General features: G+C 74.3%; 15 protein-coding genes. 7 read left to right on the forward strand and 8 right to left on the reverse strand.

Annotation, left to right across the window (positions count from 1 at the left end):
* Positions 1-16 precede the first annotated feature (16 nt).
* The 4 genes from C9F11_RS11195 (at position 17) to C9F11_RS11210 (ending at position 3,249) form a co-directional block, all read left to right on the forward strand.
* Positions 17-1,291, forward strand: a complete 1,275-nt coding sequence (locus C9F11_RS11195) for an MFS transporter (protein ID WP_138959127.1) — start codon at positions 17-19, stop codon at positions 1,289-1,291.
* Positions 1,292-1,293: 2 nt separating this feature from the next.
* On the forward strand, positions 1,294-2,304 hold the full coding sequence (locus C9F11_RS11200; protein ID WP_249401686.1) for a hypothetical protein: 1,011 nt from the start codon (positions 1,294-1,296) through the stop codon (positions 2,302-2,304).
* 85 nt (positions 2,305-2,389) lie between these two features.
* A complete protein-coding gene (locus C9F11_RS11205; RefSeq protein WP_138959128.1) occupies positions 2,390-2,809 on the forward strand; it encodes a RidA family protein in 420 nt (139 codons plus the stop codon).
* Positions 2,806-3,249 carry a GNAT family N-acetyltransferase gene (locus C9F11_RS11210; RefSeq protein WP_138959129.1) on the forward strand — a complete coding sequence of 148 codons (444 nt, stop codon included), beginning with the start codon at positions 2,806-2,808 and terminating at the stop codon, positions 3,247-3,249. Before C9F11_RS11205 ends, C9F11_RS11210 begins: the two co-directional genes overlap by 4 nt.
* A 40-nt stretch (positions 3,250-3,289) precedes the next feature.
* Here C9F11_RS11210 and C9F11_RS11215 read toward each other — a convergent pair whose 3' ends face one another.
* From C9F11_RS11215 to C9F11_RS11225, 3 genes are all read right to left on the reverse strand, one after another.
* Positions 3,290-4,261, reverse strand: coding sequence for a glycoside hydrolase family 6 protein (locus C9F11_RS11215; protein ID WP_138959130.1), 972 nt, complete (start codon positions 4,259-4,261; stop codon positions 3,290-3,292).
* A 126-nt stretch (positions 4,262-4,387) separates the two neighbouring features.
* Positions 4,388-5,935: a YfcC family protein gene (locus C9F11_RS11220; RefSeq protein WP_138959131.1), complete on the reverse strand. Its 1,548-nt coding sequence runs from the start codon at positions 5,933-5,935 to the stop codon at positions 4,388-4,390.
* Positions 5,932-7,305 carry a M20/M25/M40 family metallo-hydrolase gene (locus C9F11_RS11225; RefSeq protein WP_138959132.1) on the reverse strand — a complete coding sequence of 458 codons (1,374 nt, stop codon included), beginning with the start codon at positions 7,303-7,305 and terminating at the stop codon, positions 5,932-5,934. The genes C9F11_RS11220 and C9F11_RS11225 overlap by 4 nt, the downstream gene beginning before the upstream one ends.
* A 137-nt stretch (positions 7,306-7,442) precedes the next feature.
* Between C9F11_RS11225 and C9F11_RS11230 the strand changes: the two genes are divergently transcribed.
* Positions 7,443-7,862 carry an RNA-binding S4 domain-containing protein gene (locus C9F11_RS11230; RefSeq protein ID WP_138959133.1) on the forward strand — a complete coding sequence of 140 codons (420 nt, stop codon included), beginning with the start codon at positions 7,443-7,445 and terminating at the stop codon, positions 7,860-7,862.
* Between the two features lie 46 nt (positions 7,863-7,908).
* Here C9F11_RS11230 and C9F11_RS11235 read toward each other — a convergent pair whose 3' ends face one another.
* Positions 7,909-8,856, reverse strand: a complete 948-nt coding sequence (locus C9F11_RS11235; RefSeq protein ID WP_138966350.1) for an acyltransferase domain-containing protein — start codon at positions 8,854-8,856, stop codon at positions 7,909-7,911.
* 130 nt (positions 8,857-8,986) lie between these two features.
* On the opposite strand from C9F11_RS11235, the gene C9F11_RS11240 reads away from it, so the two are divergent.
* On the forward strand, positions 8,987-9,244 hold the full coding sequence (locus tag C9F11_RS11240; RefSeq protein ID WP_138959134.1) for a DUF6343 family protein: 258 nt from the start codon (positions 8,987-8,989) through the stop codon (positions 9,242-9,244).
* A gap of 113 nt (positions 9,245-9,357) precedes the next feature.
* Here the strand turns inward: C9F11_RS11240 and C9F11_RS11245 are convergent, their stop codons facing one another.
* The 4 genes from C9F11_RS11245 to C9F11_RS11260 form a co-directional block, all read right to left on the reverse strand.
* Entirely contained in the window at positions 9,358-9,744 is a 387-nt protein-coding gene (locus tag C9F11_RS11245) for a tetratricopeptide repeat protein (protein WP_138959135.1), read from the reverse strand.
* 121 nt (positions 9,745-9,865) lie between these two features.
* Positions 9,866-10,246, reverse strand: coding sequence for a DUF3592 domain-containing protein (locus C9F11_RS11250; RefSeq protein ID WP_171075702.1), 381 nt, complete (start codon positions 10,244-10,246; stop codon positions 9,866-9,868).
* Positions 10,247-10,409: 163 nt separating this feature from the next.
* Positions 10,410-11,015: a dephospho-CoA kinase gene (gene coaE, locus C9F11_RS11255; RefSeq protein ID WP_138959137.1), complete on the reverse strand. Its 606-nt coding sequence runs from the start codon at positions 11,013-11,015 to the stop codon at positions 10,410-10,412.
* 23 nt (positions 11,016-11,038) lie between these two features.
* Positions 11,039-11,977, reverse strand: coding sequence for a PAC2 family protein (locus tag C9F11_RS11260; protein WP_138959138.1), 939 nt, complete (start codon positions 11,975-11,977; stop codon positions 11,039-11,041).
* Between the two features lie 126 nt (positions 11,978-12,103).
* On the opposite strand from C9F11_RS11260, the gene C9F11_RS11265 reads away from it, so the two are divergent.
* Positions 12,104-12,304, forward strand: a complete 201-nt coding sequence (locus tag C9F11_RS11265) for a DUF2191 domain-containing protein (RefSeq protein WP_138959139.1) — start codon at positions 12,104-12,106, stop codon at positions 12,302-12,304.
* The last annotated feature ends 89 nt before the right edge of the window (positions 12,305-12,393 follow it).

Below are 12,393 nucleotides of genomic sequence, written 5' to 3' on the forward strand. Positions count from 1 at the left end.
ACCTGGTGCCACGCCCATGTATCTGGCCACCACCGACGCGGTCGCCACGGCCGCGGACGGCCGCCGCGCCCGCGGTCGCGTCACCGGTCCCGTGCTCGCGCTCGGTGCCGTCAGCCTCGTCACCGACATCTCGTCGGAGATGGTCGCGGCCGTGCTGCCCCTGTACTTCGTCCTGGGTCTGGGGCTCTCACCGCTCCAGTTCGGCTTCCTCGACGGGCTCTACAACGGCGTCACCGCCGTGGTCCGCCTCGTGGGCGGGTACGTCGCCGACCGGCGCGAGCGGCACAAGCTCGTCGCCGGCTCCGGCTACCTCCTGTCGGCCCTGTCCCGGCTCGGCCTGCTGCTCGCGGGCGGGGCCACCGCCGGGATCGGTGCCGCCATCGCGGCGGACCGGCTCGGCAAGGGCGTGCGCACCGCCCCGCGCGACGCGCTGATCTCCCTGCACAGCCCACCGGACCAGCTCGGCCGCGCCTTCGGCGTGCACCGGGCGATGGACACCACGGGCGCCCTGCTCGGCCCGCTCGCGGCGTTCGCGCTGCTGTGGGTCACGGCGGACGCCTACGACGCCGTGTTCATGGTCAGCTTCTGCTGCGGGCTCCTCGGGGTGCTGCTGCTCGTCGCGTTCGTACCGGGGCGGGAGGAACCACCACCGGCCCGGCGGCGGGCGCGCGGGCCCTCGGCGCCCCGCCTCGCCCTCGCGCTCCTTCGCCACGCGGCGTTCCGGCGGGTCTGCGGCGCCGCCGCGCTGCTGGGGGCCGCGACGGTCGGCGACGCCTTCCTGTATCTGCTGCTCCAGCGGCGGCTCGACTTCGCGGAGAGCTGGTTCCCGCTGCTCCCGCTCGGCACCGCCGCCGTCTATCTGCTGCTCGCCGTGCCCGTGGGGCGGCTCGCCGACCGGTTCGGGCGGCGCGGGCCCTTCCTCGCGGGCCACGGCGCGCTCCTCGCCGCGTACGCCCTGCTGCTCCTGCCGACCGGCGGACGGCCGCTGCTCGTGGGCGTACTGCTCGCCCTCGGCGTGTTCTACGCCGCCACCGACGGCGTGCTCATGGCGCTCGTGACCCCCTTCGTGGAGCCGGACCAGCGGGCCAGCGGCATGGCCGTGGTGCAGACCGGCCAGGCGCTCAGCAGGCTCGTCGCCGCCGCGGGCTTCGGCGCCGCGTGGACGCTGTGGGGCATCGGCACCGCGCTGGCCTGCGCGGCGCTCGCGCTCACCGCGGCGATCGCCGGCGCGGCCGCGCTGCTGCCCCGCGCCGACGACCCCCACGGCACGCCCCGACGGAGGACGACCTGACCATGACCCGCCCGCGCCCGATGACCCTGTACACCCGGCCCCGCGTCCTCGCCGTCGCCCTGGCCGCCGCCGTCCTCGCCACCGTGGCCGTCACCTACACCGTACGGGCCGCGCACGAGGCCCAGCCCACCGTCACCACCTCCGAGTTCGCCCTGGACCAGGGCCAGTTGTACTTCCGCTCCAGCGCGGCGGGAGCGGGCCGCGTCGCCCGGCTCCCGCTCGCGGGCCGGGACCCGCGCACCACCGGCGGGCCGACGTGCGAGCGCTTCTACGCGGCCGGGGGCACCGCCCTGTGCCTCCAGCGCCGCCCGGGCATCCCGCCCAAGGCGTACGCCGTCGTCCTCGACGGGGAGCTGCACGAGAAGCGGCGCATCGCCCTGCCCGGCATCCCGAACCGGGCACGCGTCTCGGCGTCGGGGCGGATGCTGTCGTGGACCATGTTCGCCACCGGGGACTCGTACTCGGGCGGGGGCGGCTCCTTCTCCACGCGCACCTCGATCCTGGACACCCGCACCGGCTATCTGATCAAGAACATGGAGGAGATCCCGCTCACCCTCGACGGCCGCCGCCACCACTCCCCCGACGTCAACTACTGGGGCGTCACGTTCGCCCGCGACGACAACCGCTTCTACGCCACCGTCTCGACGAAGGGCAAGACGTACCTCGTCCGCGGCGACATGCGGAAGTGGACGGCGAAGGCCCTGCGCGAGAACGTCGAGTGCCCGTCCCTGTCCCCCGACAACACGCGCCTGGCCTTCAAGAAGCGGGTGCGCGGGGGCACCTCGGACCCGTGGCGCCTGTACGTCCTGGACCTGCGCACCATGCGCGAGCACCCGGTCGCCGAGAGCCGCTCCGTCGACGACCAGGCGGCGTGGCTCGACGACGGCACCCTGGCCTACGCCCTGCCGGGCCGCGAGGGGCGGAAACAGGACATCTGGACCGTCCCCGCCGACGGCTCGGGCCGCCCCGAGCTGCGCGTACCGGGCGGCAGTTCCCCCGCGGCGGTGCGCTGACGCCGCGTACACGACAGACCGAACCCGCCGGGGCCCCGCGGAAATTGAGGTGCGCCCGCCCCGGCGCACCTCGCACGATGCCCCCATGACCCCACACCGCACCGTCGTCCCGACCCTCTTCCCGCCTCCCGGATACGCCCACTCCGTCATCGTCGAAGCCGGTACGCGGCTCGCCTTCATGGCGGGCTCCGTGCCCCTGGACGCCGAGGGCACCCTGATCGGCGAGGGCGACGTCGGGGCGCAGACGCGGCAGGTCGTCGCCAACCTCGACGAGGCCCTGCGCGCCGTTGGCAGCGACCTGTCGCAGGTCGTCGCGAGCACCGTGTACGTCGTCGGGCACGAGCCCGGCGTGCTGACCGAGGCCTGGGAGGTCGTCCGCGCCTCGGGCCTGCTCAGCACCGAGCCGCACACGTCCACGCTCCTCGGCGTGACCGTGCTCGGCTATCCGGGCCAGCTCGTGGAGATCACCGCCACGGCCGTCGTGCCCGGGGAGGGCGGCGCGTGACCGTCGTCCTGCGGGCCGCCACCGCCGGGGACGGCGCCGCCGTGGCGGAGGTCTATCTGCGCTCGTACGACACCGCCCTGCCGGACGTGCGCCGCCCCCACACCGACGACGAGGTGCGGGAGTACATCCGGCACGTGGTCATCCCGCGCGGCACCACGTGGGTGGCCCGGGCGGCGGGCTCGGTCGTCGGGATGATGGTCCTGGACGGCGAGCGGCTCGGCCAGCTCTACCTCGACCCCGCCTGGCGCGGCCGCGGCATCGGCGACCGCTTCGTCGCCCTCGCCAAGGAGCGCAGCCCGGACGGCCTGACCCTGTGGACCTTCCAGGTCAACGCGCCCGCCCGGCGGTTCTACGAACGCCACGGCTTCACCCCCACCCAGTGGACGGACGGCGACAACGAGGAGGGCGAGCCGGACGTGCGCTACGACTGGCGGCCCTGACCCCCCGCCCGCCCGTGCCGCGCCGCCCCGCGCCGCGCCGTCAGATGCGGGAGTTCCGCGCGAGCTCCAGCGCGTACCGCGGCCACCAGCCGCCGGCCACGGGCCCGCCCCGGCAGGTCCCGTCGGACTCGCCGGGGCGCTTCACCCACAGATAGGCGTCGACGGCGGGGACGCCGGTGCGGGTGGTGGGGGCGGTGCCGAGGGCGCGCCCCGGCGGGTTGCACCACGGCTCGACGCCCGCGTACGGGCCGTTGCCGTTGCGGCTGGAGTCGATCACGAAGTGCGGATCGCCGCCGAGCGCCCGCGCGAGCCGGTGCCCGTACTCCGCGCTCACCGCGTCGGTGTGGAAGTTGGACACGTTCAGGGCGAAGCCGTCGGCACGGTCCACGCCCGCCTGCCGCAGCGGGGCGACGAGCCGCTTCACCTGCGGGATCCAGGTGGCGTTGCCCGCGTCGACGTACACCTTGGTGCCCGGCTGCCGCTTGAGCCGGTCCACCGCGTAGGCGAGCAGTCCGTACCGCTCGTCGGTGTCGGCGCCCGCGCAGCCCGCCACCGCGAGGGCCACCGCGTCGGGTTCGACGACCACGTACGCGCCGTGCGCCCCGAGCCCGGCCGCGAAGCGGTCGATCCACGCCCGGTAGTGGGCCGCGTCGCGCGCGCCGCCCGCCGAGTAGGCGCCGCAGTCGCGGTCCGGGATGAAGTACGTGACGAGCACGGCGGTGCGCCCCGCCGCGGCCGCCCGCCGCACGAGCGACCGCACCACCGGCTCCGGCCCGTCCTTGCTCAGCCACTCGGCCTGCGGCCGCACCGCGATGCGGGCCACCGCCCAGGCGTCGGAGAACCGCCCCTGCCGCAGCCACGCGGAGGCCTGCCGGGCGGCGCTGGTGTCCGGGTTCACCCAGAAGGAGACGTCGTCGCGCGGTGCCCTGGAGTCGGGCGAGGGGGCGGCGGCCAGTGCGCACAGACCGAGCACGGCGACGAGGACACTGCGGACGATGGCCTGGGACGGCATCCGGGCTCCCGGGAGAAATTCAGCCCGTCCGGCGTGTGAGGACGAGGCCGAAGGCCGATGGACGGGGGTCCAGGGGGCAGAGCCCCCCGGTTTCGGGAAGGGGCGGGTTCGGGGACGAGCCCCTCGTCACGTCACCGCCGCCCCCAATGCCACGAACCCGCAGATCAGCACGAGCAGGATCGCCAGCAGCGGCCACACGAACCGCAGGTACCGGTCGTAGCCCACCTTCGCCAGGGCGACGCCGCCGATGGTCACGGCGGTGGTCGGTACCCAGAGGTTCATCCACCCGCTGGCCGCCGCCCAGGCGGTGACGACGACCGACCGCGACACCCCGGCGAAGTCCGCGAGCGGCGCGAGGATCGGCATGGCGAGCGTGGCGTGCCCGGACGTGGACGGGATCAGGAACGCGAGCGGCAGGTTCACCACGAACACGATCACCGCGAACACCCCGGACGACGTCCCCTTGACCACGCCCTCGATCGAGTGCAGGACCGTGTCCGTGACCCGCGAGTTGTTCATGATCACGGTGACGCCCCGGGCCAGGACGATCACCAGGGCGGGCGAGATGAAGTCGGCCGCGCCCTGGATGACGGTCGCGCTCAGCTTCTGCTCCCCCATCCGCGCGACCAGGCCCACGAGCACCGCCGCGCACAGGAACAGGGCGGCGAGCTGCGGGAAGGACCAGTCGAGTTCGAAGCCGTACGGCTTCGCGTCCGCGTCCCCGGTGAGCGCGCTCGACCACGGCACCACGGAGAAGATCATGAAGGCGAAGACCAGGGCGACGACGACGAGGATCGCCTTGTGCAGCCCGGTCAGCTCGGGCACCTCGGCGTCCGTGCGCCCCGCGCCCGCCGTCTGCTCGCGATCGCCCGGCAGGAATCCGCTGAGCGAGCGCCCGGGATCGCGCCGCACGCGCCGCGCGTACCAGACGACGTACGCGACCGTCACCCCCGTGAGCACCAGCCACATCGCGAACCGCAGCACGATGCCGTCGCCGAGGGAGATGTCCGCCGCCGAGGAGGCCACGCCGGTCGCGAAGGGGTTGACCGTCGAGCACAGCACGCCGACGCCCGCGCCCAGGATGATCGCGCCGACAGCCGTCATGCGGTCGTAGCCGAGGGCCAGCATCAGCGGCACGATCAGGCCGTAGAAGCCGAGCGTCTCCTCGGCGAAGCCCTCGACGGTGCCGAGGACGGAGAAGACGACCATGACGCCCGCGATGAGCAGCGCGCCGCGCTCGCGCAGCCGGTGGGCGAGCCGGCCGATGCCCCGGTCCAGGGCGCCGGTGGCGAAGACGACGGTGATGAACGCGCCGATCGCGAGCACGAAGAGGAACACGCCCGCGCTGCCGTACAGATCGCCGGTCAGATCCGGGCCGACCTGTCCCGACTCGGCGTCCTGGATGCCGTACAGGCCGTTGACGGGCGCGAGGAACAGGTCGTTGAGGCGGTCCACGAAGGACTGGTCGCCCGCGACGCGGTGGTAACTGCCCTGGACGGGAGCGCCCTTGGCGTTGCGGTCGTACTCCCCCGACGGGATCAGGAAGGCGAGCAGCCACACCGCCACGGTGACGACGGCGAGCACGGTCAGGGCGCTCGGGAAGGTGAACTTCCGCTTCGCGGCGGGCTCTTCGGGCGCGGGCGCGGGAGGGGGTGCGGGCGGGGACGCGGTCATGCCGTGCCTCCCGTCCGGTCACCGGCGCGGAAGCCGTCCGCGTACTCGCGCACGAAGGCGCCCATGGCCACGACGGTGTTGCGCAGCTCGGAGAAGAGGACGCGCTCGTTCGGGGCGTGCAGATTGCACATGCTGTCCTGGGCGCCGAAGAGCAGCACCTCCGCGCCGGGCGCCGCCGCGGCGAGCCCGTTGACCAGCGGGATCGAGCCGCCCGTCGCCACGTACGAGGCGTCCGCGCCCCAGGCCTCCTTGAGGGCGGCGAGCGCCGCGCGGTAGGCGGGGCCGCCGGTCGTGGCCTCGTAGCCGGGCCCGGTGTCGCCGGGCGTGACGGTCAGCGGGACGCCGAAGGGCCTGAGGGACCGCAGGTGCTCGACGAGCGCGTCCCGTGCCTCGCGCGGGTCCTGACGGGGATGGAAGCGCAGGTTCAGCTTCGCCCTCGCGTGCGGCACGACCGCCGAGGCGGCGTGTTCCACACCGGGCGCGTCCAGGCCGATCACGGTGATCGCGGGCCCGCTCCACAGCCGCTCGCCGAGGCTGCCGCCGCCGATCAGCGGCACGCCGTCACGCACGCCCGCGAGGTCGCGGAACTCCTCCTCGGTGTACGAGGTCCCGGTCCACTCCTCGCGGCGCAGGCCCGCCACGGCCACGTCGCCGTGGACGTCGTGGAGGGTGGCCAGGGCCTTGAGCAGGACGAGCAGCGCGTCGGGCGCGGCGCCGCCGAACTCGCCGCTGTGGCGCGGCTCGTCGAGGGTGCGCACCTCGACGACGACCTCGGCGGCCCCGCGCAGGCCCGTGGTGAGGGTGGGGGTGCCGGGACGGAGGTTGCCGAGGTCGGCGATGACCATGGCGTCGCAGGCGAAGCGCCCCGGGTCGGTGGGCGGATAGCCGTCGAAGGCGCTGCCGTACTCCTCCTGGCCCTCGACGACGATCTTCACCCCGACGGGCGGGCGGCCCCCGTACGCACGCAGCATCCCGAGGTGCGCGATGACGTTGGACTTGTCGTCGGCGATGCCCCGGGCGCGCAGGCCCCCTTCGACGGGCGTCGGCTCGAAGGGCGGCGACCGCCACAGCGTCTCGTCGCCGGGCGGCTGCACGTCGTAGTGGCCGTACAGCAGGACGGTCGGGGCGCCGGGGTCGGGCGGCGGGATCTCGCCGTAGACGACCGGGGCGGTGTCGGGCAGGTCGATGCGCTCGACGGCGGGCACACCGGCGTCCCGCAGCAGCGCGGCGACCAGGTCGTGGGCCTCCTCCACGGGCCCGCTCGGAAATCCGGGGAAGGCGATCGAGGGGATCGACGACAGCCGTACGAGGTCGGCGTGCAAGCCGTCCATCAGGCCGTCGACCGTGGTGGCGAGCTCTTCGGGCGTCATGGGCAGCACCTCGGGATCAGCTGTCATGTGCGTTTTGCCGTGATGATCCCGAATTATCGGGTGCGGTGGCTCGCGGATTCCGGACGGCTCGCCGTGCGCGCGGGCCGCCCGCACCGATGCCGCACTAAGGTCGACGCATGGCTTCGGAGACTTCGGGAGGCGACGCGACGGGCAACGCCGTGCGCGTCGACAGCTGGATCTGGTCGGTACGCCTGGTCAAGAGCCGCTCGATGGGCGCGGCCGCCTGCAAGGGCGGGCACGTGCGGGTCAACGGCGAGCGCGTGAAGCCCGCGTACGGCGTGAAGCCCGGCGACGAGGTCCGGCTGCGCCAGGCCGGGGGCCGAGAGCGGATCGTGATCGTCAAGCGCGTGATCCGCAAGCGGGTGGGCGCCCCCGTGGCCGTCGAGTGCTACGTGGACAACAGCCCGCCCCCGCCGCCGCGCGAGGCGGTGGCCCCGGCGGGCATCCGCGACCGCGGCACGGGGCGCCCCACGAAGCGGGACCGCCGCGAACTGGAGCGCCTCCGCGGCGCCCCGGGTCTGCCCCCGGCCCCCTGACCCGATCGGCGCGCCGACGCGATGAAGGGGCGGCCGGGCCCCGGAGCTACAGCCGGAACCAGCCGTGGCCGCCGTACCAGTGGCCGCCCGCCCGCAGGTGGTCGCCGACGGCCCGCTCCACGCGGGTGCGGCGCGGCAGCCCGGCCACCGGCAGGTCCCGGTCGCCGAAGACGAAGCCGATCGGCACGGTGTCGTCGGGCTCCTCGTCGCCGTACGTCGTGGCGAGCCGGAAGCGGTCCTGGAAGCGCACGATGTTCGCCTCGGCGGGCAGATACCGCTTCAACTGCGGGTCGAGCAGCCACGAGTGGCACACCGCGACCTCGTAGCGCTCCTGGGGGAAGTGGCGCGGGAAGAACTCCCGGGCGAGCGCCACCGAGCGGTCACAGGCCTCGGGCGACAGCGGACCGTGGAAGTCCGGTATGTGCACGCTCAGACACAGGTCCCGGGGCCCGAGGCCGAGACCGGCCCGCGCGACGGCCTCGCCCATGCGCGCGCCGAGCCGCGCCCGCTGGAACTGCAGCCGCCCCAGCTGGTAGAGCTCGCCCCGGAAGTGCAGCGCGTTCCAGGAGGGCACCGGCACGCCGCGGCCCCCGTGCCCCCTGCGGTGCACGGCCATGTGCCGCCCGAGGTCGGCCAGGGTGCGGCGGGCCACGCCCTCGGGTATGCCGCGACGGCGGTGGTACGCGCGCACGTACGGCAGCGCGGCGAGGAACACGAACACGTAGAAGCAGCTGCCCAACTCGCCCAGCTCCTCGGGCAGCACCGGCATCCGGGGCTGCGCCCCGGGCTCGCCCAGGTCCCGCACGAGGGCGTCGACGCACCGCTCCAGGAGCCACCGGGTGTCGTCGTGCCCGAGCACGTGCGCGCGCAGGGCCACGATCTCGTTGACGTCCTCGTGGGGCACGGCCAGGTCGAACAGGACCTCCGTCAGCTCCTCGGCCTCCGGCAGGACGGTGGCGATCCGCGGCTCCCCCGCGTCCGCCAGCTCCTTCAGCCACGCGGCGAGCCCCTCGTCACTCTCCGCCGCGGCCCGCAGCACGTCCAGCACAGCCCCACCTACCCCTCGGTCGCCCCTTCCGCTCCGCCCGCGCCGGGAGGACCCTGGAAGGAGGAGATGACGTCCGATGCGCACAGGCAGTGAACCGGTCACGGCACGCAGCCCCTTGCGCATGCGCTTCTGGTTCAGCGTATGGGGCTTGATCTGGGCGACCGCGGGCACGGTGGCCTTCGCGCTCGCCGGGCGCCCCGGCTGGGCCGCGGCGTGCGGCGTGCTGTGGGTGGTGATCACCGTGGACATGGCGCTCGTCCTGCGCCACATCCGGCAGGGGCCGCACTTCCAGCCCGGGCGCGACGTGCCGCCGTACGAGCCGCCGCGGGCCTGAGCGCACCCGGTGCCGCCGTACGAGCCGCCGCGGACCTGGGCGCACCCGGTGCCGCCGTACGAGCCGCCGCGGACCTGGGCGCACCCGGTGCCCCACGCGGCGTGCCGGGTCCTTCACGCGCCGCGGCCGGGGCCGTTCGTGTCGTCGAACCGCGCCGCCGCCAGATAGTCCGGCTGCGGATCGAGCGCCGCCGCGAGCCGGAAGTGGCGGCGGGCCTGGTCGGGCCGCAGGGCGCGCTCGTAGGTGCGGGCGAGCGCGAAGTGCGCGAACGCGTTGTCCGGCTCGCGCTCCAGGACGATGCTGAACTCCAGCTCGGCCGCCCGCAGTTGGGCGGAGGCGAAGAAGGCGCGGGCGCGCAGCAGACGCGCCGCCGTGTTCTCCGGATGGGCGGCGATGACCGTGTCGAGGAGCTTCACCGCGCCCCGGGGATCCCGGGCGGCGAGGAGCTGCTCCGCCGCGCGGAAGTCGATGACATGACTCTCCGGGCTGCTTTCGGGCACGCCGGACTCCTTCCCTCGCCTCTGCGCGTTAACGCCCCGGGGGCGTGCGCATATTCCCCTACGGTCGTCCGCGGCGATCGCGCGGGCGGCCCCACGCCCCGAGCCGCCTCCGTCGCGGGGCCTACACCACGACGACGAGGACGAGCCCAGCGAGCACCAGGCCCGCGCCCGCCCCCACGAACGTCCAGTCGAGGCCGCGCCGTTCGCGGCCAAGGAGCACCACCTCGCGGGGGTCGTCGGCGTCGTAGGCGATCGGCACCCGCTGCCCCGCCCGCAGCGGCCGTCTGCGGCTCACCGGCACCGGCGAGGGGACCTCCACGACCTGCCCGTCCGCCGTCTCGAACTGGAGCGCCGGCCGGTCGGCGCCCTGCCGCACCGCCTTGACGAGCGCCTCCGCCCACACCCCGGCCTCGGTGACGCGCCGAGTCCGGTCGAGGCCGTAGGCGCCCGCGAGCAGCGCCACGAGTCCGCCCACTACGGTGAACGCCGCCCATACGGCCACGGCCCCGCCCTTCCTGCGCTTCGGCGCTTCGCTGGTATTGCCGCCCTGGACACGTCGATCGGCTGCGGGAGCGCTGTGGCTGGTCGCGCCCGCGCGGCGGAGCCGCATATCGACACGGCCCCGCGCCCCTACGGGCGCTGCCCGCTCAGCCCGCGTCATGCCTCTACGGGGCGTTCCGCGCCCGTTCCTGGAGGTCCTGCCACACGGCTGCCACGCGCGGGGCGAGGTCGTCGAGGGGGCCGTCGTTGTCGATCACGATGTCGGCGATCTCCAGGCGCTTCTCGCGCGTGGCCTGGGCGGCCATCCGGGCACGGGCGTCGTCCTCGGTCATGCCGCGCAGCCGTACCAGGCGGTCGAGTTGGGTCGCGGGAGCCGCGTCGACGACGATCACCAGGTCGTACAGCGGCGCGAGCCCGTTCTCGGTGAGCAGCGGCACGTCGTGCACGACCACCGCGTCCGGGGCCGCCGCCCGCTCCAGCTCGGCCGAGCGCGCGCCCACGCGGGGGTGCACGATGCCGTTGAGCGCGGCCAGCTTCGCGGCGTCGGAGAAGACGATCGCCCCGAGCTTCGGCCGGTCCAGGGAGCCGTCCGCGGCGAGGACGTCCGCGCCGAAGGCCTCGACGACCTCGGCGAGCCCATCCGTGCCGGGCGCCACCACCTCGCGCGCGATGCGGTCGGCGTCGATCAGGACGGCCCCGGACGCGACGAGCAGCCGCGACACCTCGCTCTTGCCGGCGCCGATACCGCCGGTCAAACCCACCTTCAGCATGACCGGCAGCTTAGGCCCTGCCGTCAGCCGTCGCCCTCCCGCTCCGCGAGGAAGCGCTCGAACTCGCGGCCGATCTCGTCCGCCGACGGGATGTCCACGGGCTCGGCGAGCATGTTGCCCCGCGACTCCGCGCCCGCGGCGGCGTCGTACTGGTGCTCAAGTCCCTGGACGAGCGCGACCAGTTCCTCGTCGCCCTCCTGGATCTGGCGGTCGATCTCGGTCTGCGTGCGGTGGGCCTCGGTGCGCAGCGCGTGCGCGGCCGAGGGCAGCACGAGGCCGGTGGCGGCGGTGATCGCCTCCAGGACGGTCAGGGCCGCGTCGGGGTACGCCGACCGGGCCACGTAGTGCGGCACGTGCGCGGCGACGCCGAGCACGTCGTGCCCCGCCTGCATCAGGCGGTACTCCACGAGCGCCTCCGCGCTGCCGGGCACCTGCGCCTCGTCGAAGGGGCTGGCGTGGCCCGGCACCAGGTCGGTGCGGTTGCCGTGCGGGGTGAGGCCGACGGGACGGGTGTGCGGGACGCCCATCGGGATGCCGTGGAAGTTCACCGAGAGGCGCACGCCGAGCCGTTCGACGATCTCCTTGACGGCGGCGGCGAAGCGCTCCCACTCGATGTCCGGCTCGGGGCCGGAGAGCAGCAGGAAGGGCGCGCCGGTGGCGTCCTGGAGCAGCCGCACGTCGAGGGTGGGCTCCTCGTAGTCGCTCCACTTGTCGCGCTGGAAGGTCAACAGGGGGCGCCGTGCGCGGTAGTCGACGAGCCGGTCGTGGTCGAAGCGGGCCACGACCTGTCCGGGCAGGTTGTCCACGAGCCGCTCGACGATCTGGTCGCCGGTCTCGCCCGCGTCGATGTATCCGTCGAAGTGGTAGAGCATGACAAGACCGGCCGACTCCTGGGCAAGCGCCATGTCGACGACCGCGAGCCCCTTGGGCTCCCACGCGTACAAACCCTGCGGATCAAGCACAGTGACCGCTCCTCCTCGTGTTCATAGAGCAGAACGCGCCGTGGAAGGCGGGCATTCCCGCCGTCGGCGATCCCGTGAGCACCTGAGCAGTTAGGGTCCGGGTACGACGCAGCGAAGGGGGCAGCCGTGGCCAAGGTCAGCATCAGTCTCGACGCGGAACTGGTGGTGGAGGTGATGGTCCTGGCCGGAGTGGGCTCCCCGCAGGATGCCGTCGAGGCGGTCGTACGCGACTACATCGCGCGGGGCCACCGCACGGAAGCGCGCACCGGGCGCACGGAGCAGGGCCTGCGCGACGCGGAGCCGAGGGCGCGCGAAGAGCAGGGCTGACGCGCCCCCGCCGGAGCGCCGGAACCGGCACCCCGCGACGTTCTTATCCGTGAACTAGGCCCAAAAGGCGCCGAGTTCACGGTTTTCGC

This window comes from Streptomyces sp. YIM 121038, from assembly GCF_006088715.1.
Taxonomy (GTDB): domain Bacteria; phylum Actinomycetota; class Actinomycetes; order Streptomycetales; family Streptomycetaceae; genus Streptomyces.

What these genes read in the sequence shown, in the direction of transcription:
- C9F11_RS11195 (WP_138959127.1), top strand. Translation starts at nt 17, where the DNA reads ATGTATCTGGCCACCACCGACGCGGTCGCCACGGCCGCGGACGGCCGC.
- C9F11_RS11200 (WP_249401686.1), top strand. Translation starts at nt 1,294, where the DNA reads ATGACCCGCCCGCGCCCGATGACCCTGTACACCCGGCCCCGCGTCCTC.
- C9F11_RS11205 (WP_138959128.1), top strand. Translation starts at nt 2,390, where the DNA reads ATGACCCCACACCGCACCGTCGTCCCGACCCTCTTCCCGCCTCCCGGA.
- C9F11_RS11215 (WP_138959130.1), bottom strand. Translation starts at nt 4,261, where the DNA reads ATGCCGTCCCAGGCCATCGTCCGCAGTGTCCTCGTCGCCGTGCTCGGT.
- C9F11_RS11220 (WP_138959131.1), bottom strand. Translation starts at nt 5,935, where the DNA reads ATGACCGCGTCCCCGCCCGCACCCCCTCCCGCGCCCGCGCCCGAAGAG.
- C9F11_RS11225 (WP_138959132.1), bottom strand. Translation starts at nt 7,305, where the DNA reads ATGACGCCCGAAGAGCTCGCCACCACGGTCGACGGCCTGATGGACGGC.
- C9F11_RS11230 (WP_138959133.1), top strand. Translation starts at nt 7,443, where the DNA reads ATGGCTTCGGAGACTTCGGGAGGCGACGCGACGGGCAACGCCGTGCGC.
- C9F11_RS11240 (WP_138959134.1), top strand. Translation starts at nt 8,987, where the DNA reads ATGCGCACAGGCAGTGAACCGGTCACGGCACGCAGCCCCTTGCGCATG.
- coaE (WP_138959137.1), bottom strand. Translation starts at nt 11,015, where the DNA reads ATGCTGAAGGTGGGTTTGACCGGCGGTATCGGCGCCGGCAAGAGCGAG.